Below are 25,770 nucleotides of genomic sequence, written 5' to 3'. Positions count from 1 at the left end.
ATTTTTCTCGTAATGTTAACGATTTCAAAACCAAAATGCGTAGGGGAACGACAGGGGATTTATGGATTTTTGCAGCATCCTCAGGTACAATGCTTGTAATAAAGCTGAGGAGGAATGGGCATCATGGCAGAGCATTTAGCAGATATCCTGAAATTGTTGAAGCAAAAAGAGTGGGTGGACTTGTCCCATGCCTTTTATCCCGAAATTCCCCATTTTCCGGTTTTCGATAATGTTCAGGTGGATACCCTGTTTACCCACGACGATGGCTTTTTTGTAAAACAATACTGCTTTCCAGGGCAATATGGAACTCATATCGACGCCCCCGTTCATTTTGTGAAGGGTAAACGTTATTTACATGAGCTTTCGTTGAAGGAACTGGTTTTGCCGCTGGTTGTCATTGACCGTTCAGCAGCCGTTGCAGCCAATTCCGACTATGAACTTACGGTTGCGGATATTCTGGATTTTGAAAAAGAGCACGGACGCATTGCCGATCAGTCCTTTGTCGCCTTTCGTAGTGATTGGAGCAAGCGTTGGCCTGATCCTGATGCCTTCTCGAACAAGGACAACGCTGGAGATGCACATTGCCCGGGTTGGTCGCTGGATGCGCTGCGCTTTTTGGTAGAGGAACGAAATGTTGCTGCTATTGGACATGAAACACTGGATACTGACTCCTCTGTAGCTTATCGAAAAGAGGGCAAGCTGGTAGGAGAATATTACATATTGGAGCAGGATCGATATCAAGTTGAGGTGCTGATGAATTTGGACAAGCTGCCCCCGAAGGGTGCAGTCATTTATAATATTGTACCGAGCATTCAGGATTCTCCGGGATTTCCGGTGCGCTCCTTTGCTATTTTGCCTTAATCTTGAGCTTAAAAGACCGATTCAGATCTGGACATCTGAATCGGTCTTTTTCTAGCATATACGGGGTAGTGTACAGCGTGAATGACCATTCAGTCCGGCTTGGTTCAAAATCATTGAAACGCCTTATGTGATAATCGTTACGGTAGGGGCAGAGATGGTAGGCTGAGTTGTGATAGTAGAAGTTGTGCCGCTAAAATCAGATATTTCTATGACAGCGGGGACACCTGGTGTAATATCTACGGAGGCAATGACCAGACTTGCCGTGGTTAGGGTGAATAAGGAGCTCTGCTGAATAACTCCGTTAATATAATAATTAGCAGAATCAGTAGCCGTTAATGTTGGGAGGGCAACGACTGGAGCATCGGCGTCATCTACGAAGCTGGCAGCAGGAATAGTTGTTGTTGTTGCTCCGATCATCCCGGCTGTAATGGTTGCAAAAAAACGAGTCACGGCTGGGGTTACAGTCGTGCTTATGGCACCACCAGTAGCTACTGGAGCAGTAGCTACTGCTGTGTATACAGGTTTTATGATGGGCATCGTTTTTATCTCCTTTCTTTACTGGTATGAGCCACTGCTGGCTCTTAATCAATAAATGATTTTTCAACCTATTCGGAAACGGCATATGAACCTTCCTATTAATAATAGGGTAAATGGAGAAAGCCCTATTTTACTGCGCAAAAAATGAAAGCGAATACTTGGAATCTGCATGCTACAAATGCCTAAGACCCTAATGGGAGATGTGCATACAATACATAAGCATGAGAGGAGGAGGTGTGTACGGCTGTTATGAAAAGACGCGATGCATCACTAAGGAGGCAAGGAAAGAGAACGATACATTGCAAGATTAACAAATGTAAAAAGTGTAAACCCAGGTACCCACTCAAAGGTAAAACAAAAACAGGGTTGCATGCCCGAAAGCATCCAAAGCTAATTATTATACACCCTCGCTTCAAAAATACTCCTGCCAAGCGGAGGAGGGGATCGGGGCAGACAGAAAAGCAAGGTCTACTGGGTTCAGCAGGAATGCCGGGCGAAGCCGGGGTGACAGGAGCGCCCGGCGTACCGGGAACACCTGGAATACCAGGAATACAGGGTCCAGCCGGAATACAGGGGGCACCTGGAGTGCCCGGTCCAGCTGGAGCTCCAGGTCGTGCAGGCGCAACAGGCGCACCTGGTCCTTCCGGGGCACAGGGTATACCAGGCCCTACCGGAGCACAGGGCATACCCGGTCCTACTGGAGCACAGGGTGTACCCGGTCCTACGGGAGCCCAAGGTATAACTGGTCCAACTGGTCCGGCTCCTGACATCTCCAATGTTGAAATTGCCCCTAGGGCTGAGCGGTATTTTTATTTTACTCCTGATCCGATTGAATCTTCAGTTACGATTATGGCGGATCAATTTTCTGTAGATGGTGTGCAGGGGGCTTTTCAGAGGTTTCATGTCGGAAGCAATAGTTATGCCAATCTGTATATTAACGGGATGTTACAAGAAAGAACGTTGTTCAGCTTGACACCTTCATCGCTGACGATTCACCTCGGCGAAGGGGAGACTATTTCCTCCGGCACACCTATTATTGTGGAAATTGTTCAATTTAGTGTGCGATACAGTGCATGACATTGCTCGCGATGAACGCTTTATGTGATGGACAATATTTTATAACCAAAAATGGTTATAGGGTGCAGGTCCTTCAATACGAACACCAAGTTGCTCGGCTGCCTGTCTGGGCCAGAATGGATTACGCAGCAGTTCCCGACCTACCGCAACCAGATCCGCCCGACCATTACGCAAAATTTCCTCGGCATGAATATCGTGAGTAATCAATCCTACGGCCGCGGTAGCTATATCAGCAGCCTGACGAATAGTCTCCGAGTAAGGCACTTGGTAGCCAGGAGCGTCCGACATGCCAAAGCTGGAGACCGGCTTTAGAGCCTTGGTCATGGATGGCCTGCACCACTTTTTGCAGCGGGGAAATGTGCTCGTCGCTCCATATGCCAAGGCTGCCCGAATCTTTTCCCTGCTGGGTGACTGCATGCACTTCAAGCATGATTAGCCCGACTTGTCCTAGCGCCGAGCGCCGTAATGCAGCGTATGCCAATCGGTTGCTTTTCCGTCCTCTTTATTTACGGTTCAGAACGCCCGCTTTTATTCGGTTACATATGTATTTTATAGGAATAAAATGAGGCGATACACGTATCATTTAACGTATTTATGACCATTCACTTATAAAAACATGGTATTTTAGGTTTATTACGATGGATTTTAAATTCAAGCATACAGACAGGTTGAAACTGTATAAATATGATTTGCAATTTGGTTAGCAATCACTTACTATAATCCTATGAATAAGAAAACACATGTAGACAGTAAAAAGAAGGATATTCTGCAGGCAGCGATGTGCTTATTTGCAACCAAAGGAATTGATGGGATTTCGGTCAAAGAAATTGCAGAGGCTGCCGGTGTGACAGATGCTGCGATTTATAAGCATTTTAAGAGTAAAGACGCGATGGCCTTGGAGGTATTCGGGCAGTATTGTAATAGCTATACCACCTTAATTGACTTTTATCGCAAGCAGAATGGGAGCTTTCTCAGTCGTTTCCACCAACTGGTGGATGAAGTGCTGAATATGCATGATGAGGACCAATATGGATTGCTTTTACTGTCACAGCATCATGAGTTGTATGTTGAAGCAAGCCAGAGCCAAAATGTCCGTCAGCCGCTGGAGGCGTTGACTGAATTCATCGAACAGGGAATTCAACAAGGGGAACTTACGAAGCAGAATGCTCAGCTATCCGGTGTGCTCATCATTGGAGCCATTACACGCTTGTCCGTGTCTAGCCTGGAAGGTGAACTTCCACAGCAGCTGGTTCCATTTGCCGTAGAGATCAAACAACGTTTAACTGCTTTATTAAGTAAAGGTCAGTAGTGACCTTTTCTTTTTAAATATAAAGTTAGTGTTTTCTAACTAAAATCATAATATGAAGGTAGGAAGTGGCTTATATGTCTAAAAAAATATTGGTGATTCAGGGGAATCCGGTCGCTGACAGTTATGGAGAAGCGCTGGCTCAAGCCTATGTAAAAGGAGCCGAAGGCGCAGGGGCTGAGGTTCGCTTATTGCAGCTGTCCGCGTTGGAGTTTAATCCAAATCTATCAGGTGGATATCGGAATAAATTGCCGCTAGAACCTGATTTGATTCAAGCACAGGAATGGATTAAATGGGCAGAACATCTCGTTTTTGTCTTTCCGATCTGGTGGGGCAGCTTGCCTGCGTTAATGAAGGGATTTATTGACCGTACCTTTATGCCGGGATTCGCGTTTAAATATCAAAAAGGAAAACCCTTGCCTGACAAGCTTTTAAAGGGAAGAACAGCCCGCCTTATCAGCACGATGGATGGTCCGCACTGGTATTACCGATTTTTCCAAGGACAGCCTGGGCATCGCATGATGAAGGATTCCACGTTACATTTATGTGGAGTCAAACCAGTACGTTCTACAACCATTGATCTCATGAATAAGAGGACAGAGCAACAGCGTAACGAATGGCTGAGCAAGGTTGAGCAGCTAGGACGAAGCATGAGCTAGGTTTTCGCCATCTCAATAGCAAACACGCTGATCCATTAACATATAGAGGACATTCGGAAAACTGCATTCTAAGAGGATAGAAATGAGGCACAGAAAAATGGAACCAATCATAAATCATGAATGGGATCTAGATGAAAAAGAAGCGGTGAAATTACAGCAGGAGTTATCTTTAAAAGTTACAAAAGAAGATCGATTCCCTGAAATTCAATATGTTGCTGGGGTAGACGTGGCATACAGTGAACAAAGTGATCTCTTAGTTGCGGCCATCGTGATTTTAGATGCTAGCTCATTACAAGTAGTGGAATCCATAGTGGTTGAAGATGCTGTCCATTTTCCCTACATCCCCGGATTGTTTTCATTCAGGGAGCTGCCGCCTATAGTCAAAGCATTGAAGCAAATCAAGACCTCTCCCCAGCTGGTGGTCTGTGATGGACAAGGAATTGCCCATCCTAGACGATTCGGATTAGCTAGTCATTTAGGTGTTATATTTGATATTCCTACAATTGGATGTGGTAAAACGAGGCTATGGGGTGAATTCGAAGAGCCCTCTCGAGAACGAGGGGCATGTTCGTTATTAATGGATCATGAGGAGATTATCGGCGGGGCGTTAAGAACCCAGGACAACATTAAACCTTTGTTTGTATCTTTAGGGCATCGTATTTCATTAGAAACGGCCTGCAACTGGATATTAAAGCTTTGTTCACAATATCGCTTACCTGAGACCACTCGACAAGCTGACCAGCTTGTGAGAAAAGCTTTATCACAAATAAACTAGGGGAGTATCTGATCATAATCCATCTACATAAGGGAAAAACACCACAGTGGAGCAACTAGCTCGCATTGTGGTGTTTGGAATAGCTCATGTTTTACAATCAACGTTATATAAATATCGATGCAACGATTAAAATAAATCCGATCGCTAGACCGGCAGGGCCCCAATAATGCATAGGGATAAAAAACAGACTGTGCTGGGTTCCCATTCGATAGCGTTGTCCTGTTTCCATATCAACGAGCACCTTGTCCGAGTCGGTGTTAAGTGCTTTACCCAAATACCAGATAATAACTCCCGACACAATGAACACAAAAGCCATCGGCAGCCGGGAATCTATGGAGTCAAGCCCAAGAGCGGATACTAAACTGCCGACAATAACGAATAAAATTCCTGGAATAATGATATTTAAAATACCAAAGCCCTTCCAAATAATCACATGAAAACTTCCTTCCTAATTATGTTTACGTTCATGGTGAGTCTCTCGTCGAAATGATTTTCACATCCAACATATGTATGTATCGGTTAAAAGAGAGATTTAGTTTACAATATGACCCATTCATTAGGGAATTTACAATGTGTAAAACTGGAAAATGAAAAAAGCCGTTTCTCCACCTTTTCGTAGTCCCAGCACAAGCTGGACTGAAGGAGGAAAAATCGGCTTTTTTAATAAACGGATTGAAGTCCTGTGCCTATTCGGCGCTTGCTTTCGCTTGCTCCGCTATGAAATTTACAGGTTTCATAATCCGGCTCAGCATGTCCTGCTTCGGACGATTCCAGGTAACCCAGTCATCCAGCAGCAGACCGCCTGTATCGCCGCTATTCGGATTCAGGGACCAATACGTAAAGTACAGGTTATTTGCACCAATATAGTCTACGAGTGCATTTTGCCATTTACCCTCAGCGGAAGACGAATCAACATTGCGACCGCCGAATTCACCGACCAGCACCGGAGCTATGTTTTGCTTACTGATGTAGCCCCAGGTTTGATCCCAGATTGCTGGCAGGTTGGACGGGAAGGTTGAATCGTTGAACCATGGCTGCGAAGACACACCAGGACCGTAGTCATGTGGTGAATAGACGACACGGTTCGGTACGTCCAGAACGACAGGATAGTTGGCTACACCTGTCAGGTTGCCGCCCCACCAATATTGGCTGTTGTTGCCTTGTACATTATGGTCCACACCTTCTACCAGAATCAGCCAATTCGGATTCACGGACAGAATGGCATTCCCTGCACGTTGCGCCGCGAGACGCCAGTCAGTGGAAACATCGCCTGTTCCCCAGCTTGCCTGACCGTGTGGTTCGTTGTGTAAATCTGCACCAATGACGGTAGGATTGTTTTTATAACGTTCAGCTAACATCTTCCAGTCGCTGATCCAGCGGGACTCAGGGTACTGAGAGGTATACCATAGCTCGGATTGTCCACCTGAGCCTGGGCGGTGACGGTCAAGGATAATCTGAATACCGCGTTGTCCAGCTTTTTCGATCAGCTTGTCCATAATTTGAATCGGAGTCAATCCGACCAGATCAGGATTTTTGTAGTAATCAATACTGTCCGGACGAGAGCTGGAATCCAATAACTGATTGCTGTAAGGCAGACGGATGAGATTATAACCTTCCTTCTTCACCTGATCCAGCATGTCGTCCATTGAGCGGCTCCACAGTCCATGCAAAGTGTAATTAGGGGTTTCTAGACCAAACCAGTTCAGACCGTTAAATGCGGCCTCTTTCCCGGATTCATCTACAATCTTGTTTCCTTGGGTATGATAATATCCTTTCACGCTGGCTGCATCTGCCGAAGGTGGAGTGTACCCATACAGTGTGAAGCCCATGACGAGGGAGGCAATGACGAAAAATGTTTTTTTCAACCCTTTTTTCTTCATGATTTTTGCTTCCTCCTTTATATAAATGATATTGTAACCGATTACAGTTTCATTTTATGTTCAAATCTACCATCAAACAAGTTCATAAAATTTGTATATTTTTAAGATTTCGTTCAAAATTATTAGTTTTGCGACAAGGGATATTTAGGTTAGGGGGTCTAGCATTTGTGGGGCTGGATTATGGGGTGAGGCACGTTCCAACTCACATTTATTATATTTTCCTCCTGTAAAAGAAGGTATATAATAAAGGAAATTCACATTACATACAGGTTGTAGAGTACATACAGAGTTGAAAATGAACACATGCCTAATACGCAATATAGAAAGGGGGGGAATCATGGTAACCACGATGAAAGAAGTCGCAGAACGTGCAGGGGTGTCGAAGAGCACAGTTTCACAGTTTCTGAATAAAAGATACAACTATATGAGTGAAAGCACCAAGAAGAAGATTGAGCAAGCGATTGAGGAGCTCAGTTATATTCCCAATGAGGTGGCGCGCAGTCTCAAGCAAAAGAAGACCTTTATTGTGGGGGTTATTTCTTCAACTATTTTGTCGAGATTTACAACAGAAATCGTGCGCGCAATTGAAGATGAATGCCAACTGGAAAATGTCCAGGTCATTGTCTGCAATACTGATGATGATTCGCTCAAAGAGAAAAAGTATGTCCAGTCGATGATCGCTCGGCAAGTGGATGGACTTATTATTTTTCCGACAGAAGAGAACAAAAAATTATATGTTTCCCTTGTCAAAAGTGGCTATCCGTTCGTGTTTGTGGACCGAAAAATCGATGAAATCAACGTAGACACGGTGCTGTTAAATAATGAAAAAGCTAGCGAGCTTGCGGTTGAAGCACTGATTGAGCATGGTCACAAAAACATCGGCATCATCACGTTTCCCCTAGGCAAAAAAGCGATTACCACACGAAGTGAGCGGCTGTCCGGCTATAGAAATACGCTCGGCAAACATGACATATCCGTGCATGAAAACTATATCAAAAGCGGCAGGCTGGATGAAATGCCTGATCTTATTAGACAACTATTTCACATGGAGAGCCCGCCCACCGCAATCATTGCTACGAATGACATGATTTTGGAGCAGGTGCTGATCTATGCCAAAAATAATCATCTGACCATACCTAATGATTTTTCCTTGATTGGGATAGATGATGTATCCTTTGCATCTTTTTATAATCCGCCGATCACTACCGTTTCCCAGCCGAGTTTTGAAATGGGGAAAAGAAGTGCGAGGCTACTGCTCGATAAAATTGATCAAAAAGAGCAGGAGCATGAGCAGCTGTCAGACATCATCCGATTGAATCCGGTCATTAACCACAGAGAATCTGTCCAAAAGTTAAATTGAATAATTGGAATAAGTATTTTTTTCTTTTTTGAAAACGTTTTTATGAATTCTATTGTAAAAAGAAAATAAAGAGCTATAATGATCTTGTGCTTCGAGTCATGAATACCCTTTCTGGTAGTGCTGAGTGTAGTGATGACTGCGACTTAATAGAGGGGAGGAGTGAACCTTAAACGGAAATTTATAATTTTGGATTTGTGATATAATTCACAAAAAAGCAGTTCTACTTCTTTTTACATTCCCAGAAGGGAAATTTTTTTCAAGCATTACTAAATCGATTTAGTAAGAATGAAAAATAAAAGAAAAGAAGGTCGGGATCACTATGGAAATGTTTATGAGCATTATCAGGGAGCCATCCATCATAATTGCGATTGTGACATTACTCGGTCTCATATTTCAGAGGAAGAAAGTATCCGAGATCATAACCGGAACCACCCTTTCTTTCATGGGCTTTACCATGATTAAGGTTGGCGGCGGAATTTTAGGAGGCGTGCTCACCAACTTCAGCCAAATATTTTCTTTTGCGTTCAACCTTAAGGGTGTCGTACCAAGCAATGAAGCTATCATGGCAATGACCATTGATCAGATCGGAGCGGATGCTGCGCTCATTCTACTTTTTTCCATGATCCTTAACATCGTGCTTGCGCGCCTGACCAAGTTCAAGTACATTTATTTGTCTCTCCACTTGATTTTGTTCATGAGCTTTGCCGCTACAGCCGTTATGAAAGGTCTGGGTCTCAGTTCGCTAACTACAATCATCGTTGGTTCCTTGGTCATTGGGAGCTATATGGCAGTGTTTCCTTACCTGCTCCGAAATGCCAGCAAAAATATTATCAAATCGGATGAATATACAATTGCTCATGCTTCCATGACTTCTTACATTCTCGGTACCTATTTAGGAAAAGTTTTAGGCAATCGTGAACATGACACCGAAAATGTAAAAATAAATGACCGCATCAGTTTTTTGCGTGATCCCAATGTGGCAACAACCTTGACGATGCTGGTGCTTTTGTTGGTATCTGGACTGGTTGCTGGTTCTGAATATGTCAGCAAATTATCTAACGGCAAAGAATACCTCGTCTTTATCCTCGAACAATCAGCCACTTTTGCTGCTGGCTTGTATATCGCAAAAGCAGGTGTTAAGCTGTTCACGACTGAAATTGTACCCGCTTTCAAGGGGTTCTCTCAAGTGTTCGCACCTGGAGCAGTTCCTGGGGTGGATGTTCTGGTACTGTTCGACAAATCACCCAATTCCGCGTTGGTAGGCTTCTTGGTCAGCTTTTTCACAGGTGTGGCCTGCGTCTTTCTTTTCCCACTTATCGGACTGCCTGTTATTGTACCGGGGATCATGGCCTGTTTTCTCGCTGGCGGTGCAGCCGCGATATTTGGCAATTCCAGCGGTGGTTTTAGAGGGGCAGTCATTTCCAGTTGTCTTAATGGATTCTTGCTCTGTCTGCTGCCGGCTCTCACCTTGCCGCTCTTTTCTTTTTTGGGTGCCGACGGAGTGACATTCGCCGATCCCGACTTTACAACCCTTTCCGGATTACTTTGGCTTATTTTCCGCTGGTTTTAAACTAAACCGATTTATGAATTTTTAAAAATAACTCATCTAATTAAATTGGGTTCTAAATGAGGAGGAATGATTCATGTTTTTTAATGACCAAGATATTCAAATGGATACAGTAGACAGTAATACGACCCGGAAAGTGCTGGCCCACAGTGACCAGCTTATGTATGTCAAAGTGATGTTTGCTAAAGCCCAAACTGGGGAGATCCTGTTGCATAAGCATGTCCATGAACAAGTCACTTATGTTTTGAAGGGAAGCTTTAAGTTCATGATCGATAATGGGGAAACGAAGGAAGTGCAGACTGTTAAAGAAGGAGACAGCATCCATTTTCCATCCGACACTCTTCATGGCTGTATCCCGCTGGAGGATGACGGAATTTTGCTAGATGCATTTACACCAGCACGTGCCGATTTTCTATAAATTTTCTTACTAAATATGGCTATTATCGAGCATGCCGAATATAAAAAAACTGTACCAACGCAGGTTTCCAGTTGTTAATCTGCACCAGTGAGCCTGAGGCGGAGCCTTGGGTTCTTTCTTGTTTATATTATTGGCTGTGGGTCCAATGCACTTCATAATGATCTTTTTTAGTAGAAGACCTGCAAGTATGTTATATTTAACAAACGGCAATCGTGATGAACAGCAGTGTAGTGATTTTTAGAAAAGGATGAGATTATTTTGGAAAACAACGAAACTCAGCAGGAATTTGCAGAAGTATATGAGCAGCTTAAGGTGGCTGCAAACCGAACCTCCGATTGGAAAGCGCGCCTAGCAGCGGTGAATGAATTGGGTGCATGGAAGAACCAGCAGACGATTGACTTGCTGACGCACCGAATGAATAATGATATGGTATATGCCGTTCAGGAAGCTGCTTACCACAAGCTACAGGAATGGGGCGAAAACGTACAGCCACCTGTGCGCAAAGAGGGTGAGCTTGTTAAGGGGCTGACGAAGATACTGGTGCGGATTAAAAAAAGCCTGCCAGCCGACCATACCTATAACGATTTTCGCGAGAAGCTGCACAAGATGAGAGTCGATATTTATGACGTCTATGAAGGCGACAAGGGTGCTGAATTTGATCAGTGGCTGGAGCAAAAATGGGCTTCGTTATCCACAAGATAATGTCTGAACCCTGCCATTGAATGTAACTTTGAGGGATTGCTATTGGTAACGCAGATGAAGTCTTAACAAGGATAAGGTGTTATCTTTGTTAAGGCTTTTTAATATATATCGTTATTACGTGTTATGATCAAACGCAATGATTTCAAAGAGGGCTGGCCGTTTTAATTAATCTCTGCTAAAAAGATGCCAACAAAGGGAAACGATGCGCTAGAATAGAAAATAGAAAGCGTTATCATTATTGACTTTTCTGCGATGATTCAGGGGGAGAAGGCTTATGCGTTCAAAGTTTCAACCATTAAACACGTTGCGTAATCAGATCTTTATCGGCTTTATATTGGTAATGCTCATTATGATGAGTGTGGCGGGAGCGTTTATTTATCTCAATGTCTCTCACCTGTTGAAAGACAGTGCCGAACGGCATATTGGTCAAACCGCAGTACAAGCAAGCGGCAGACTGGATGCATTAATCGGCCAGATGGACAGCCTGACGGAACAAGTGGCGAATCATCCATCTGTTCAGCATATTTTGCTGGAGGAGCGTAATGGGGGCAAGGTGACTTTTGGACAGCGTCAATCGCTACTGCAAGTGATGCATAGCTATCAGGCTTATATGCCGAGCGTTGGCTCGCTGGAGCTGTATACCGCTGAAGGGAAGATGTTGTTTCCGATTAGAGAAGGCAGTCTGGAGGATCGTATCGGACAGGCGGACATTCGGGAAGCAAATGAGATGAAAGGCAGGCTGGTCTGGATCGGCATAGATCCTGAAAATCCCCAGTCGCTGCTGGCGATTCGGCAGGTGAGCCTGGTGGATCGCTGGTTTTCACGCGGAGGATATCTGATTACCCGCATGGAACGAAGTTATTTTGGGCTAAATGGTACGTCAGCGATCCATGAAGAAGCAAATGAAACAATGCTGCTTGTAGATCGCCGAGGGCAGCTGCTGTCGGGTGAGCCTATGAGTCAGACTAATTTGTTAGATGTATTGCACAGCAAGACACAGACGGTTCATATTGGAGAGCGCGAGTATGTGAAGGCAGTTCAGCAATCGGAACGGACCGGCTGGTCGCTGCTGATCCTGATTCCAGTTAGCGTCGTCACAGACGGAATTACGGTTTTACGGACGACACTTATTATTTCGGCGTCTCTAGGTGCCGTGTTATTCCTGTTCATGTCCTTTATGCTGTCAACGTTGATTACCAGACCGATAGGTCACTTGATTCAGGCGATGCGCCGTTCACGGGAAGGAGCGTTGGCCTTGAATCCTGAACCTGCAGCAGCGGTTGAATTACGGGAATTAAATGCAGAGTACAACACGATGATTGTCGATATCAATGAATTGATCCGTGTCATTTGCGAGAAGGAGGCTTTACAAAGCCAGACCGAGCTTAAAGCACTGCAAGCGCAGATCAACCCGCATTTTCTTTTTAATACGCTAGATGCATTCAATTGGTCGCTGCAAGAAAAAGGAGAGGAGGAGCTTGCCGGGCTGATGGTGTCCATGTCGCGGCTGTTTCGTTATGTGATCGAACCGGCTCACCATGACTCTTGGGTGACACTTGGGGAAGAAATAGCACAAGTCCGTCGTTATCTGGAATTGATGGAGATGCGTCTGGGCGAACGTCTGAGCTGGCAAATTCATATGCCACCAGAGGCAGCAAGCATTCCGCTTCCTAAGCTGCTGATCCAGCCCATTCTAGAAAATGCAATCTTACACGGTGTCGAAAATCGCATCGGCAATGGCCGTGTTGAAATTCGAATCACTCCTTCGGCGAGGTTGGGTTGGACTAGGATCGAGGTTGTAGATAACGGACCTGGAATGACACAGGAGGAACTTGCAGCTGTGCGTACAGCGTTGATTGAGGGATCTGCCTGTCAGAGCAAGGGAACCGGTATGGGACTGGTTAATGTGCAGCGCAGGCTTGCTCTCTATTATGACAGTGCATCTTATCCAACGGACGGCGTGCTGATCTACAGTGCTGTGCAGGAAGGAACGGTGGTCGCTTTTGAAATTCCTGATGAATACGGGGGGCGGTAGGAATGAGTTTTTCATCCAAGACCATTGTTATTGTGGACGATGAACAAAGAACACGTCAGGGGATACATCAGACACTGGAGCAGTGGACCGCCGGGAAATACCGGATTATGACATCGGGGAATGGCCTGGAGGCATTACATATGCTGCAAGCGGAGAAGGTGCATCTGCTGATTACAGATGTCCGGTTGCCGGAATTCAGCGGGCTGGATTTAATCCGTTCTCTGGAACGGGATTCACATCGCCCGGCGATCATTGTGATCTCGGGATATGCGGAGTTTGATTATGTCCAGCAGGCGCTTCGTCTCGGAGCCGTTAATTATTTGCTCAAGCCGATTGATAAGCAGGAGCTGCTGAATGCGGTAAATGAAGCACTTCAACTGGAAGAGGAACGGCAGCGGTACAAGAAGCTGGACAAGCTGGCTGACCCTGTTCTGCTAGAGCTTGACCTCCAAGCGACTACGCTTAGCGATCCGGTACGGCGAGCCTTCACCTTTATGGCAGAGCATCTTCACGAACCCATTACGATGGCGCAGACTGCAGCGCATTCACACCTGAATGCGAGCTATTTTAGTGTTTTATTTAAGGAGCAAAGTGGTTTGTCCTTCAGCGAATATCTACACAGGCTACGGATACAACGGGCTAAGGAGCTGCTGCTGCATACCCAGTTGACGATTGCCCAAATCGGTGAGCGCTCAGGCTACCGGACAGATAAATATTTTATTAAAGTATTCAAAGCGACCGAGGGGGTAAGTCCCAGCCGCTATAGGCAGCAGATGCGTAAAGGACCGGAGAATATCGACTGACATATAGGCTGCTCACAACCCAATAAAAGTGGAATTATACCCAATGAGCGTACCCTGTTGGAAGCAGAAATAGAGTGCTAAACTTACAAATGATAACGGTTACAAAAAATATAATTACAATAACGGAGGTCTAACGATGTCCAACGAGTATTCAGTTCGTAAGCGCTCACATCGAAAATGGGTTGCTGGGTTGACCCTGCTGCTGTCATTCATGCTAGTGCTGTCCGGTTGTGGTGTTGGTAAGGATGGGCAAGGCGGTTCCAGTGGAGCTGGGGGCAAGGTTACGCTCAAAATGATGCACCTGTGGCCAGAGGGAAGCTCGGCACAGCAAAGCAAGCTTGTAACCCAGATTATAGATCAATACCAAAAGGATCATCCGAATGTCGTCATTCAGCAGGAAGTGCTGGAAAATGAACAATACAAAAACAAACTCAAAGTGCTGTCAGCTTCCAACGAATTGCCAGATGTCGGCATCACCTGGGCAGCGGGCTTCATGGAGCCTTACGTTAAAGGTGGATTATTTACGCCGATGGATGACCTGCTGCAAGGTTCCAAGCTGAAGGACAAATTCGTACCGGGAACGACTGATGCCTATGCGCTGGATGGTAAAACGTATGCGCTTCCGATCGAATTGAACATAACACCCATTTATTACAACAAAGCAATATTCCAAAAATATAACTTGAAGGTACCTGCGACATTTGATGAATTTAAGCAGGTGGTGAAAACACTCGTAGATCATGGAGTTGCACCGATTGCATTGGGCAATAAAGACCGCTGGACGGGTTCGCTTTGGTACATGTATCTGGCAGACCGTATAGCAGGTAGCGAAACGCTGAAAAAAGCAATTGACGGCTCAGGATCATTCGATGACCCTGGTTTAATTCAGGCGGCCTCCGAAATTCAGACCTTGGTGGATATGAACGCCTTTAACAAAGGATTTAACGGGTTGTCCAATGATGAAGGAAAATCCGAGTTTATGAACGACAAAGCGGCGATGTATTTGATGGCTACTTGGGAGCTGCCGAATTTTACGACTAATCCCGAAATCCCGCAAGCGTTTAAAGATCAAGTCGGCTTCTTTAAATTCCCGATGGTTGCAGGCGGCAAGGGCAACGAGAACAGTTGGGTAGGAGGTCCGGGAGTAGGCTTGTTTGTTTCGGAAAATTCCAAAGTAAAAGAAGAAGCCAAAGCGTTCGTGGAATATTTCGTAGAAAAATGGGGAGAGCAATCGGTTACACAGGCGGGCGTTATTCCGGCGACGAAGGTGGACACCTCTAAAGAAAAATTGCCCAAGCTGTATGTCGACCTGCTGAATGGACTGAACCAAGCCAGCAACATTACATTGTTCGCTGATGTACAAATGAAGCCGAATGCAGCGCAGGTACATTTGAATATGATTCAGGCGTTGTTTGGTAAAGCGGTGACACCGCAACAATTTGCCGACCAGCATAAGGCTGCCATCGAGAAAGGAAATTGAAATTGACCACCTAAGGAGGTCTGACCGTGGAAAAGGTCATGTCCAATAAGCTCGTCATTGCTCTCTATGTGTTGCCTTCCCTGCTGTTGTTATTCGCCGTAATTTATGTGCCCATCGTACTGACCGGCTATTACGGTCTGAATCAGTGGAATGGAATCGGCGCTATGACTTTCGTAGGGCTGGATAACTATCAACATTTGTTCACAGACGCGGCATTCTGGCAAAGTGCTTGGCATTCGCTGCTGCTGGCCTTGTTTTCAGGCATCAGTCTGATCGGTTATCTGGTCGTTGCGATGATTCTGTCAGGAAAAATCAAGGGAGCGAATCTGCTGCGGAAAATTTATTTAATTCCCATGCTGCTGTCTTCTGTAGCGATCGCTCAATTGTGGCTCAAAATGTATCACCCGACCAACGGAGTGCTGAATTCTTTGCTGGCATCGGTCGGAGTTCACAATCCGCCCGAGTGGTTGGCTAATCCGTCTCTGGTTCTGCTTGCCTTATTCATTCCGATTATTTGGCAATATGCAGGCTTTTATATCCTGATCTATTATGCCGGGCTGAAAAACATTCCCGAAACGCTGATGGAGGCTGCACGGATCGACGGAGCCAGTGCCTGGCAGATTGCGACTCGTATCAAATTGCCTCTACTGCGCGAGGTAATTAACGTGACGATCATATTGTCCATTGTCGGCTCGCTCAAATATTTTGACCTGATCTACGTCATGACGGACGGTGGGCCGAACGGGGCCAGTGAAGTGATGGCTTCGTACATGTACCACCAGGCGTTCCGCAGCTTCGATTTCGGATATGGCAGCGCTACAGCCTTTGCCCTGCTGCTCATCTGTCTGGTTGCTACGTGGGTGATTCGCAAGGTGACCGCTACTAGTGACACTATCCAGTATTCATAGAACATTCATGCAATTAGATAATGGTAACAAAGGACAGAAAGAGGGAGGAAAGGATATGAAAACCCAGGCAGCCGCCAACTATCCGCTTGGAGTCGCTACTCGCGGCAAAATGTTAACTCGGGTCGGTTATGCCGCTTTGTATATACTTTTGATCATCTTAGCGGTGACGCAGCTTTTACCGCTGGTGTGGCTGATGCTTTTTTCGCTTAAAAATAATCAGGAAGTGTTTAACCTTCCACCGTTTGCACTCCCGTCCCAGCCGCATTGGGAAAACTATATGAATGTGTGGACCAGCGGCAATATCGGACGGTATTTCTTCAATAGTGTGTGGATCACAGTCATATCTGTGGTGCTAACGGTGCTGCTGGCCAGCTTTGTTACGTTTGCCATTACACGTATGCGGTGGAAAGGGAGTCAGCTGGTTCTCGGGCTCTTTATGGTCGGACTCATGATTCCGGTCCATTCCACCTTGATCCCGTTGTTCAGTATGTTTCTCAAACTGCATCTAACAGACACTTCGGTATCCATCATCCTGTCGTATGTCGCTTTTAATCTACCGACAACGATGATGATCTTGCTGGGCTTCTATTACGCTCTGCCCCGTGAAGTGGAAGAAGCAGCCGTTATGGACGGCTGCTCCGTCAACCGGATGTTCTTCCGGATTGTGCTGCCCATGACCACCCCTGTCATGGCAACGACGTCTATTATTAACATGATCTACAACTGGAACGAGTTTATTTTCGTCAATACGTTCATTAGCTCTGACGAAAATAAAACACTGACCGTAGGCGTTCAGAACTTTATCGGACAATATACGACCGACTGGGGAGCAATCGGAGCCACGCTGATGATCAGCATTTTGCCCATATTGCTCGTGTTCCTCATCATGAGTGACCGGATTGTGGAAGGGATCGCAGCCGGGTCAGTTAAAGGGTAAAGCCAATTTTCTTGATTAGAAGAGCACCCCCTAGTATAGATATTGGATCAAACCTCTTGGTTTGTCCGATGAGTGCTAGGGGGTGCATCTTAATGTGAGTCTAGATTACTAATCCAAACTACAAGAGAGTTCATATTTTTGATGCAGACCAATTGCGTGAGTCTATCACAGATTATAATGTAATTGTAAAATGTCGAGGATTAGCAAGTTGTGTTTATACCCGTTTTCATCTCAATTCATTGTCTCACAAATTTATTCTTGTGCCTTACATAATTAGTATTTCTAAAAAAATCTTTTGTAGAATTAGAGCAATATTATTTCTTTTAAAGAATTTGTCCTCAGCTAGGCCACCTATATTTAACCTAATTTCTCTATAAGTGACCAGGCCATTTTTAAAATTAAATCTGGATCATCATCTTTAATCGAAAGTAAGATTTCTTTAATAGTCTGCTTATCTGAACTTCCTAGTTTGTCTATAACCTTGTCATAAGACGCCACCAGATCTTTTGAATTTAAAAGTGTCCGGTGAATTCTTTCTGCCCAAAACTGTGCATGAGGTAACATCTTAGGGATGCTCAAAGCCAATTTATATAAACCGTCTTCTAAATTATTACGTTTTGCAACATAAAATATAGTTTCGATAAGATAATCACCGGCTGACGGCTCTGCAACTTCGTCTTCGAAAATCGTGCAAAGATTAGGAATTATATCATTTGTTCCTACAAGGGATAATTCGTTTAGAATACTCTCAAATTCCTCAATATCGTCTCTTTCATTCTCCATAAAACGCATTGCATATAGTAAATTAATTTTCTCATTTAATATAATCATTTTCTTCCTCTCAGTTGGATACTATAGCTATTTTGTCTCCATTATGCTTATTGTAAGGAGATTAATGCCAGTATGGGAGGTGAATTATGGTAATATAAGACCATAATGACCTGTTCAGTCTATTGTTAAATAGGATGTACTTATTTAGCACTTTCGTGTGTACAATTCACCTCTCAATTCACGAAACTTTTTCAAATTTAAACAAAGGTTACATTGAAAATGATGATGAGATTAAGTGTTTAATTCAGCACCAGTTTGCCCTTCTCCAATTATTTAAATTGCAACATCTTGGTAACCTACTTCAGTTACTTTTTCGTTAAATAAACGAATTCCCAATCCATTCTCTACATCCCATGTACAATCAAAAAGGATTCCGATGTCTCGACCTTCATAAATATCTGAATATGGAACAACAATTCCATTCAAAGTAACCATTTCAAGAAGTTGATCGGTTGTTTCAACTAAGGGATAATTCTCATCAAGTTCAGTATCATAACCAAGTTCATATCGCTTTTGTTGGTAATAGTCTAAAATTGGTTGCAAGAAGCTTTGCTGCAATTGCTCCCAGTTTTGCATTAAAGATTGATATGCCGCATATTGAGCTTCATCAAAACCGCCATCTTCTTCACCATCTATCATCAATGCAATTTCAGTTTCTTTCCCAAAAAAATGAATAGTGGCATCCTTTACCCAACTATAGTTATATTCGAGTTCACCAAAGATTGGATCGCTTTTCGTCATTTTAGATCATCTCTTTTTCGTTTATTGGGAAGCCCTCTTCGGTTCAACTAGCCCTCTGTTTATATGCGAATAAAGTTCCAAAAAAACTTTTCATTTAATTGACCACTTTGAATATGTTTCTTTATTTACTCCCAATCTACCTATATAAGATCTCTGATGTAAATTTTTTTGTAAGCTTATAAATTTCATAGTTATTTTAAAATTCTGTTGAAATAGCATTTAAAACTGTGTTTTTAATATCATCTGAAAAACTCTCACTATAGTTTTCTTCAAAAGTCCGAGAACTGCTCACTGTGGCTCTGCTGGATATCTTATTTTAGCCCTCATCGGCTGAAAGGGGTAACCGTCATAATTCTATTAGATAGATGAGGTGAGGATGTCCATTTACTACACTATAAGTATGAAATTCAGATTTTATATTTGGAGAATTAACTCCCAAGCAGCCAAAATTTGAACCGTCGGGGCGTAATGATTGACTGAGGTAGCCCTATACTGTCGTTAGCGGATCATTTAAAATTTGACCAGAAAGCTCTTTTTTCTTCCTTGAATTTAGCGTAAAAAGAGGCCTATTCCCACTCATGATTCAAGTAGGAATAAGCTTTTGAAAAGTTTATAAGTTGTTAGATCAGCTGATTTTAATAGGCCGAAAGTGTAATTAATAGTAATACTGTATGCATCTTTCTTTGTAAGGTGTCCATTCATCAACCAACAGCTCTGCTCGCAGCAATTTAGATTTGTGCTCCAGTTTGGCAATAAATAGGGCATAATAATCGCCACTGGTTGGATAAGTAAACAATCCATACCTTTTAGGATAAATGAGTTTATTGACTTCTTTTATCTTATCAGGTATATACTCATAATCAAATTCCCCCAGTTCCTCTAGTTCCTTTTGGGAAGCCAACTCAAGGCTATGAGCAAATTCATAATCTAAAATATAGTTAACAATCTCCATAGACTGCTCACCTCGATAATCAAGGTAGAGAAACTTCTTCGTAGATAGACCATATTTTAAAACACTCTCGTAGAAACTTAACTCCAAGTCACTTAAAATAACTTCTATGTCTTGGCGATCCTCGAATATAAGATGGACGATCTCCTCATCAGACATGTTGATTTCCTCCCTTTGTAATTATTGAAACAATTCCCCATATTTGTTCGGAATATATTCGGGATAATTCTTTCGATAGAAGTTATCTGTTAGGCGCAACAGCGGATCCCATTCTGGATAGGGTTCAGGGTCCCCGATTTCCATTTTAGCTTCTGGCGTGTTCATCAATACCTCGTCAAATTCATTGAAAACCGGTAGGCCCAACTTTTTCCTTACATAAAGCAAGAATAATATTTCATACGGATAGAATCCATATTTAAAGTCGCCAAATTCAATGGACTCGCCCATTTCTGAGGCTAAAATAGAGTGGTAAAGTGACATTTCGCCAATCAGGTGTTTAATTGCTTCCGAATCCCGAGTTGTCCATTGTCCCAACACTTCCTTATATATATCCAAGTCTTTCGGGATTAAATCGTATCGAAGCCCAGCTTCCTTGAATTTTTCCTTCACAGCTATATTCAAGTTTTGACTCGTTCCTGCAATAGTTTTATTTCTATATTGCAAGTATAATTCCAGTAAGAACCATGTATGCTTGTTCCATTCATTGGATTTCAGTATATTACTTCCAAGGTTATTATCAATAAATTCGAATAATATGTTTTCTTCTTTCTCCCACCCAAACATTGTGAAATGAATTAGGGCTGCTATGACTTCCTGAAAGGAGTATTCTGTCATCATTTCAGGGTAACGGATTTTATAAAGATCTTGCCCCATACACTGGTAAAAAACGACTATTTGCATTTTTTTTAAGTCTTCTACTGTATTTTCATCATTAACTAGAACATTTTGTTTCCATTTAGAGAGATGATATGAAGAGATCGATTCTAAATCTATTAATAAAATATGATCCTTCTCCACGGCATTCATATCGACAATATTAATTATTTCTTTCTGGCACTCTTCATATTCCTCTTTAATATCTTCAAATTTGATTCCGTCAACAAAGTTTTTGCTGTATCTTTTATACGCTATTTCTAATTTTTTTGGGTTTAGCATTATATCCTCCTTAAGGTTAGTCTATTACTTTATTCCAGTCTTTTACCTTTAACTCGTCCACGCCAAATCCAGTTTTGGTTATTTTCACATCTGTTTCTACCCTAATAAAATCAAACTGTAATCCAGGATACTTCTTTTTTAGCTTTTTCAATTTACTCTGAAAACTCGCATATCTTGGATCCTTACTTTTTAACATATCTTGAAAATAAGCTTCCCCTCCCAATTTCTGTTTGTTAGAATAACTGAAACTGGCGGAATCTGATGCTTTTGATTCAATCATTGTTAATTTTGGTGGAGGACCCTCTGATAAAAATGTCGCATCAATACCGTTTCTACCTACTTGGAACAAATCTGAAATGTCTTCACCTAAGTTACTGTCTCTTGCTACTTTTTTCGCTACTTCTTCTCCAAAATCACCTTTATCATGACTAAAATATTTAGAATTATCGATTTTTCTTTCATGTTCTTTTGCGTCTTGCAAGTCAAAATTATCACTAATTTCATCTTTTGTATCCAATTTGTTGGCCAATTTGTTTCGTTTACGTGTTAATCTTTTGAGGTCATTCTCATTTCCTTCTTTTTTCAATTTGGCTATTTGTTCATCTAAATTTTTAATTTCTTTTTTGATATTGTCGGCCTTCAAACCACCTGTATCTTTCCCCTTAGTGCTTTTACCTGTGTACTCTCCTGATTCTAACGCATCAATCTGCTTTTGTCTCTCAGGTGAAATCTTTGCACCGGAACCTTTAGAATGTGGGATGTCAGGACCAGGATCATGAAACCGATAATGACCACCAGCAGTTGCGAAGATGGGTGACCTTTTAGTTAGACGGATATTCATCTTTTTAGATACACTTTGCAAGTAACTCCCCAAGGATTCAAAACTGGTTGGAAAACGGATGGCATTCGTTTTGAATTTTCCATCTCCAACTTTGGCCAAAGCAGAGTCGGCCTTTGCTGAATCTCCGAATAACCCCGGCGCGCCACCTTTACCGGTTTTCTTTTCTTCAGTTTCCTTGAGTCCCTTAGATAAGGAGGCTTCTTCTTTCCCCAACTTTCCCAGCTTTCTAACTAACTTTGTGCCGCCTTTAACAAACGCATAAATGTCTGCAACACGTTCAACGGCCTTGATGCTGTCGTATCCTGCATCGTAACTTTCCTGTTTGGTATCGGTCAATGGATTAGGGAAGAAATTATTCAATTTTCGCTCAATCGGATCGGGTATGCTTTTTATGCCATCCCATACAGTTTCAAGGTCATGAACCACATCTTTCTTTGTTTTCTTCCCTTGGAATGAATCGGCAATATAGTTCCAGCCAAACTTCGCACCGCTTTTAATTCCCTCGAGCGTCTCATTGCGCTCCAGAAAACCTTTACCAGTATAATTTCCCGGCATAACAAGAGGGGTCATTACCATGGTCCCCATATCCACTATATCGACAACTGAGTCCCATACACCGCCTATAAACTCCAAACCCGCATCCCATTCTCCCTTGAGGGTGGCACCTACGTTTTCTTTAGCACGAGCTCCCATTACGCTTTGGATTCCCTTTTCAGCGACTTGTTTCTCAAAGTCAGATAAGATCGGATCTGGGTAGTATTGATGGAGGGAAGCTTTAAGCTGGATTTCCGAACTCACGCTGTTAACTTCCTGCTCCAAATCAAGCGTATCCGTTGTTGTATTCACATGTAAGCCGTTGGTTCCTTGCAGCAGAATACTACCTGCCGAAAGACTAAGACTTCCTGCAGCTTGAATTTGTACACGTTGGGTACTGTTCAGGCTGACACCGTGCTGGGTATTCATGGAGATGTATAGCGATCCTTCCTGCGCACTCATCGACAGCTCGGAGTTCCCTAAGGAAATTTCTTTTCCTTGGGGATTTGCAAAGGATTTGACCCCAGGATCGGCTGTTTTACGCTGGTGACGTTCTGCTGGTGATTCGATCACGGCACCTTGAGCTGCGTGAGATGAAGGGACAGCAACACTAGATGGTTTCGTTCGGACCGATTGTATAACCATCGCATCGTCCTCGTCAGCGCTTGGAAAATACAGCTTCACCTGCGCACCCTTTTCCGGCATCAGATACCACACCTGACTCCCTTCTGCAGAATAGGGAAACCACTGGGCATCCTTAGGATTCTGCTGATCGTCCATATCCAAATGCAATCGAACCTGATTCCGGCTGACCTCCAGTATTTTTCCTTCAATAGCCGCGCCAATGATTGTTCGATTATAGATTTTGGGGACCTTCAAGCCCCCAGTCAGGGCGCATTCATACGACCAAGTCATCAAGCCACGAATCAATTGACCCTCACGTTTGGTGATGACGTAAGTTTCGTGATTGCGTTCAACTTCATCTCCCAATTGCAGCATTTGATCCCACTCAAAGGTATACCGAGTGTAATCTCCGATGTTGGCAGATCTCCAGCCGTTCGCATCCTGATCCAGATAGGGAGCGATCTTGCGTTGTAACGAAAAAGGAACCTCTTTCAAATGAATATGCTGCCTGGCTTGCGGGATTCCGATCCAAATTTGCGCATGATGTGAAACGATATTGGGGACGAGCAGAGCTCCCACATGTGAAGCCAGCCGTTTTAAAAAAGTCCAATCCGTCTCCTGATACTGCATAATAAACTGGCTTGTCGCTTTTTTCTCAAAAGCTTCATCGATCTTATCCGAGCCTTTATAATCGGCCAGCACTGCATCTACAATCTCCACAAATTTTTGATTGATATGTTGAAAGGAACGATTTTTGAGCTGCGTATCCAATTTGAAGCTGTGGGAAATGACGTCGAGAGTTACCACGATTTCCTGGTGCGTGTGCTCCACATCTACGCAGTATAGTTGTCCTATGAATAATGGATGCTTCTGATCTTTGGCATCGGAATACCATAGCTCAACTTCGTCGTCGCTACTTGCTTTAGTAATGATCGTGTCTGCTTGATTGCCTTCCAAGACGCCCGTGATCTTCAGTCTGGCATGTTCTCCAAGCTCGTGACTCATATGGACATTACGAAGACGCAGCTTGCCATAGGGCCAGGTAACATGTAGATGCTGATAGGTAAAACGGTCTTTTGCTACGATGTTCATTCCTGAATCTCCTTGCTTGATAAAGTCAACTGTCTTGCCCGTCATCGATGATCGAGATGATGCCCCCACCACTAGGTCCGATCGCAGAAGAGAGGGTACCATCATCACTGGGGTCTATCATGAAATTGAACGTATTAGTCAGAACATCTTGGCAGCTACACATTAAGGTCGAATTGTTGAGTAGGGCGGGTGCCCCCTCAATCAATACGTCTTCTTTCCCACCGGTCCACTTGGACCCAAACGCAATCTCTGGTTCGCAAGGAAGACCATGCTTCAATTTACACAGACCAAAAGCATTGATTTTGCTAATATTGGCTCCACAAATGGCATCGTCCACGTTCAGAACGGGTTTATCTTTAATGAAGACACCATGGCTGTACATCATATTAAGCACACCAGGGTCTGTACCTTGACTGCACTGTAGCTTGGCTCCTCTCACCACATAGGAATGTTCTCCGCTGAGTGCACCTTGGGCCAAAGCTTTAATAAGTATAGGTAAAAACATATAAGTACCTCCTTGGATAAAAGGTATAGATTCAAGAAAGCTCCGACCATGTCGCAGTATGCAGCATGGCATAGGTTAACGGAACCCAGAGGGGAGCATCCTCCAGCTTAAATTGGCAACTCCCGATCATAGCCTTGCCACGCCAGGAACGCACAAAGACAATCTGATAATAGGGAGAGGGGGAAACTAGAAAAATAGCTTCATAGCAGCCAATGATGGTATCTTGAATAGAAAGAATCTTTTCATCTACAAGCTTCATACTTGGTTGTGCGCGACTGGTTTGCTCAATCATCTGTTGTTGATAGACTTCTATTTGCGTAGTGTCCAGTTCTTGCCCGCTTTGGTGCAGACCGAACAGGATTCCGCCCAGCTTGTCCTGAACGACGAAGCTTCTCGATGGATCTACCGTCTGTCCAGTTCGAACTTCTGGAGCAAGAGAGTCAGGCAGGGAAATGGTGACTTGATTTTCAAAGACAGGAAGGGTTTGAAACCGAATTTCCTGTTCATTCGTCAGCGTTAGTGAGCCTTTTAAAATTTCCTCTATCGCTTCTTCAATAGATATCATCATCCAGCTTTCATCGTTTTCCGCTGTACTTAATTGCTCTTTCAATATTTGCTGATGATGCAGTTTTAAAAAAAATTCATCCCAATGCTCCGTCAAGATTGAACCTCCTTATAAGAGTTCTAGCTTCTGTAGCCGAAAACCACTCAAACTCCGCCGAAGCAAGCTTTCAGCAGCCTCTAAGCTAACGATGAAATAAGGTTCCCTCACGTTGGACAATCGGAAAAAATGGTGTCCATTCACCTTATGGCTATCTAGAACAAGTCGTTTTAGAGTTTGGTCGTGCGCATAAAATTCAGTCTGCTCTGAAATGCCTTCCACAGAGGGAACGGAACAAATCCAATATAATTCCTGACGGCTAGGTTCCCGGTTCACGATATACACCTGCTTAAAACGAGCTTGTGTATTGTATAATTCTAGAATCCGTTTCATAGGATCGGAAAATAGCGGTTGTGAGGTTAAAAATGGTAGCCAGTCCGTATACTCCGCATCTTCTGTCGCATGAACATCTAAAACCTGAGCCGGAGGCATGCCAACAAATGGCGTTTTAAAAAGATTTAAATTCATCGGTTCAATGTTTCGGGATATACGATGATCATCGACCAGCACATAATAATGGCGCATACACATT

General features: G+C 43.6%; 27 protein-coding genes and 1 pseudogene. 14 read left to right on the top strand and 14 right to left on the bottom strand.

What is annotated here, in order from left to right:
* Positions 1 to 123 precede the first annotated feature (123 nt).
* A complete protein-coding gene (locus tag OIU26_RS05275; protein ID WP_264216160.1) occupies positions 124 to 861 on the top strand; it encodes a cyclase family protein in 738 nt (245 codons plus the stop codon).
* Positions 862 to 984: 123 nt separating this feature from the next.
* Here OIU26_RS05275 and OIU26_RS05270 read toward each other — a convergent pair whose 3' ends face one another.
* Positions 985 to 1,398, bottom strand: coding sequence for a DUF4183 domain-containing protein (locus OIU26_RS05270; RefSeq protein ID WP_013372504.1), 414 nt, complete (start codon positions 1,396 to 1,398; stop codon positions 985 to 987).
* 412 nt (positions 1,399 to 1,810) lie between these two features.
* Positions 1,811 to 1,978 (bottom strand): hypothetical protein, encoded by a 168-nt coding sequence (locus OIU26_RS05265; RefSeq protein ID WP_264216159.1) that lies wholly within the window; start codon positions 1,976 to 1,978, stop codon positions 1,811 to 1,813.
* 5 nt (positions 1,979 to 1,983) lie between these two features.
* Between OIU26_RS05265 and OIU26_RS05260 the strand changes: the two genes are divergently transcribed.
* Positions 1,984 to 2,475 (top strand): DUF4183 domain-containing protein, encoded by a 492-nt coding sequence (locus tag OIU26_RS05260; RefSeq protein ID WP_264216158.1) that lies wholly within the window; start codon positions 1,984 to 1,986, stop codon positions 2,473 to 2,475.
* 39 nt (positions 2,476 to 2,514) lie between these two features.
* Here OIU26_RS05260 and OIU26_RS05255 read toward each other — a convergent pair.
* Positions 2,515 to 2,751 (bottom strand): annotated as a pseudogene (locus OIU26_RS05255) (NADPH dehydrogenase); the annotation flags it as partial.
* Positions 2,705 to 2,905 carry a hypothetical protein gene (locus OIU26_RS05250; protein ID WP_264216265.1) on the bottom strand — a complete coding sequence of 67 codons (201 nt, stop codon included), beginning with the start codon at positions 2,903 to 2,905 and terminating at the stop codon, positions 2,705 to 2,707. The pseudogene OIU26_RS05255 and the gene OIU26_RS05250, both read right to left, overlap by 47 nt.
* A 294-nt stretch (positions 2,906 to 3,199) precedes the next feature.
* Between OIU26_RS05250 and OIU26_RS05245 the strand changes: the two genes are divergently transcribed.
* From OIU26_RS05245 to nfi, 3 genes are all read left to right on the top strand, one after another.
* Positions 3,200 to 3,784 carry a TetR/AcrR family transcriptional regulator gene (locus OIU26_RS05245; protein ID WP_264216157.1) on the top strand — a complete coding sequence of 195 codons (585 nt, stop codon included), beginning with the start codon at positions 3,200 to 3,202 and terminating at the stop codon, positions 3,782 to 3,784.
* Between the two features lie 74 nt (positions 3,785 to 3,858).
* Entirely contained in the window at positions 3,859 to 4,440 is a 582-nt protein-coding gene (locus OIU26_RS05240) for an NAD(P)H-dependent oxidoreductase (RefSeq protein WP_025676090.1), read from the top strand.
* Positions 4,441 to 4,522: 82 nt separating this feature from the next.
* Positions 4,523 to 5,215 carry a deoxyribonuclease V gene (gene nfi / locus OIU26_RS05235; protein ID WP_264216156.1) on the top strand — a complete coding sequence of 231 codons (693 nt, stop codon included), beginning with the start codon at positions 4,523 to 4,525 and terminating at the stop codon, positions 5,213 to 5,215.
* Positions 5,216 to 5,318: 103 nt separating this feature from the next.
* Here the strand turns inward: nfi and OIU26_RS05230 are convergent, their stop codons facing one another.
* Positions 5,319 to 5,648, bottom strand: coding sequence for a hypothetical protein (locus tag OIU26_RS05230; RefSeq protein ID WP_264216155.1), 330 nt, complete (start codon positions 5,646 to 5,648; stop codon positions 5,319 to 5,321).
* A 253-nt stretch (positions 5,649 to 5,901) separates the two neighbouring features.
* Positions 5,902 to 7,095 carry a glycoside hydrolase family 5 protein gene (locus tag OIU26_RS05225; RefSeq protein WP_264216154.1) on the bottom strand — a complete coding sequence of 398 codons (1,194 nt, stop codon included), beginning with the start codon at positions 7,093 to 7,095 and terminating at the stop codon, positions 5,902 to 5,904.
* Between the two features lie 337 nt (positions 7,096 to 7,432).
* Between OIU26_RS05225 and OIU26_RS05220 the strand changes: the two genes are divergently transcribed.
* The 9 genes from OIU26_RS05220 (at position 7,433) to OIU26_RS05180 (ending at position 17,305) form a co-directional block, all read left to right on the top strand.
* Positions 7,433 to 8,455 (top strand): substrate-binding domain-containing protein, encoded by a 1,023-nt coding sequence (locus OIU26_RS05220; RefSeq protein WP_264216153.1) that lies wholly within the window; start codon positions 7,433 to 7,435, stop codon positions 8,453 to 8,455.
* A gap of 331 nt (positions 8,456 to 8,786) precedes the next feature.
* Positions 8,787 to 10,025, top strand: coding sequence for a PTS ascorbate transporter subunit IIC (locus tag OIU26_RS05215; RefSeq protein WP_264216152.1), 1,239 nt, complete (start codon positions 8,787 to 8,789; stop codon positions 10,023 to 10,025).
* Positions 10,026 to 10,098: 73 nt separating this feature from the next.
* Complete coding sequence (locus OIU26_RS05210) at positions 10,099 to 10,440, top strand: cupin domain-containing protein (protein ID WP_025676085.1); 342 nt, start codon at positions 10,099 to 10,101, stop codon at positions 10,438 to 10,440.
* A gap of 258 nt (positions 10,441 to 10,698) precedes the next feature.
* Positions 10,699 to 11,142 carry a HEAT repeat domain-containing protein gene (locus tag OIU26_RS05205; protein ID WP_025676084.1) on the top strand — a complete coding sequence of 148 codons (444 nt, stop codon included), beginning with the start codon at positions 10,699 to 10,701 and terminating at the stop codon, positions 11,140 to 11,142.
* Between the two features lie 274 nt (positions 11,143 to 11,416).
* Positions 11,417 to 13,177, top strand: coding sequence for a cache domain-containing sensor histidine kinase (locus tag OIU26_RS05200; RefSeq protein WP_025676083.1), 1,761 nt, complete (start codon positions 11,417 to 11,419; stop codon positions 13,175 to 13,177).
* 2 nt (positions 13,178 to 13,179) lie between these two features.
* Positions 13,180 to 13,980 (top strand): response regulator, encoded by an 801-nt coding sequence (locus OIU26_RS05195; protein WP_040103137.1) that lies wholly within the window; start codon positions 13,180 to 13,182, stop codon positions 13,978 to 13,980.
* 136 nt (positions 13,981 to 14,116) lie between these two features.
* Positions 14,117 to 15,460, top strand: coding sequence for an extracellular solute-binding protein (locus OIU26_RS05190; protein WP_264216151.1), 1,344 nt, complete (start codon positions 14,117 to 14,119; stop codon positions 15,458 to 15,460).
* 26 nt (positions 15,461 to 15,486) lie between these two features.
* Positions 15,487 to 16,368 (top strand): carbohydrate ABC transporter permease, encoded by an 882-nt coding sequence (locus OIU26_RS05185; RefSeq protein ID WP_017426800.1) that lies wholly within the window; start codon positions 15,487 to 15,489, stop codon positions 16,366 to 16,368.
* A 55-nt stretch (positions 16,369 to 16,423) separates the two neighbouring features.
* Positions 16,424 to 17,305 (top strand): carbohydrate ABC transporter permease, encoded by an 882-nt coding sequence (locus OIU26_RS05180; protein ID WP_031462002.1) that lies wholly within the window; start codon positions 16,424 to 16,426, stop codon positions 17,303 to 17,305.
* Positions 17,306 to 17,662: 357 nt separating this feature from the next.
* On the opposite strand, the gene OIU26_RS05175 is transcribed toward OIU26_RS05180, so the two are convergent.
* The 8 genes from OIU26_RS05175 to OIU26_RS05140 all read right to left on the bottom strand — a co-directional run bounded on the left by OIU26_RS05175 (position 17,663) and on the right by OIU26_RS05140 (position 25,763).
* Positions 17,663 to 18,133 (bottom strand): Imm30 family immunity protein, encoded by a 471-nt coding sequence (locus OIU26_RS05175; protein WP_436449029.1) that lies wholly within the window; start codon positions 18,131 to 18,133, stop codon positions 17,663 to 17,665.
* A gap of 276 nt (positions 18,134 to 18,409) precedes the next feature.
* Positions 18,410 to 18,877, bottom strand: coding sequence for a DUF2004 domain-containing protein (locus OIU26_RS05170; protein WP_264216149.1), 468 nt, complete (start codon positions 18,875 to 18,877; stop codon positions 18,410 to 18,412).
* Positions 18,878 to 19,532: 655 nt separating this feature from the next.
* Positions 19,533 to 19,985 (bottom strand): hypothetical protein, encoded by a 453-nt coding sequence (locus OIU26_RS05165; protein ID WP_264216148.1) that lies wholly within the window; start codon positions 19,983 to 19,985, stop codon positions 19,533 to 19,535.
* Positions 19,986 to 20,006: 21 nt separating this feature from the next.
* A complete protein-coding gene (locus OIU26_RS05160) occupies positions 20,007 to 20,981 on the bottom strand; it encodes a hypothetical protein (protein WP_264216147.1) in 975 nt (324 codons plus the stop codon).
* A gap of 16 nt (positions 20,982 to 20,997) precedes the next feature.
* Positions 20,998 to 24,072, bottom strand: coding sequence for a contractile injection system protein, VgrG/Pvc8 family (locus OIU26_RS05155; RefSeq protein WP_264216146.1), 3,075 nt, complete (start codon positions 24,070 to 24,072; stop codon positions 20,998 to 21,000).
* Between the two features lie 25 nt (positions 24,073 to 24,097).
* On the bottom strand, positions 24,098 to 24,577 hold the full coding sequence (locus OIU26_RS05150) for a DUF4280 domain-containing protein (RefSeq protein ID WP_013372465.1): 480 nt from the start codon (positions 24,575 to 24,577) through the stop codon (positions 24,098 to 24,100).
* 31 nt (positions 24,578 to 24,608) lie between these two features.
* The gene (locus tag OIU26_RS05145) at positions 24,609 to 25,238 is read right to left on the bottom strand and encodes a hypothetical protein (protein WP_264216145.1); all 630 of its coding nucleotides are present in this window, start codon (positions 25,236 to 25,238) and stop codon (positions 24,609 to 24,611) included.
* Between the two features lie 12 nt (positions 25,239 to 25,250).
* A complete protein-coding gene (locus OIU26_RS05140) occupies positions 25,251 to 25,763 on the bottom strand; it encodes an imm11 family protein (RefSeq protein ID WP_040103144.1) in 513 nt (170 codons plus the stop codon).
* Positions 25,764 to 25,770 lie beyond the last annotated feature (7 nt).

Source organism: Paenibacillus sp. BT-177, assembly GCF_025846815.2.
GTDB classification, from domain to species: domain Bacteria; phylum Bacillota; class Bacilli; order Paenibacillales; family Paenibacillaceae; genus Paenibacillus; species Paenibacillus polymyxa_C.
Note: the sequence above shows the minus strand (reverse complement) of the source record. Positions and strands in the feature narration are given on the sequence as shown.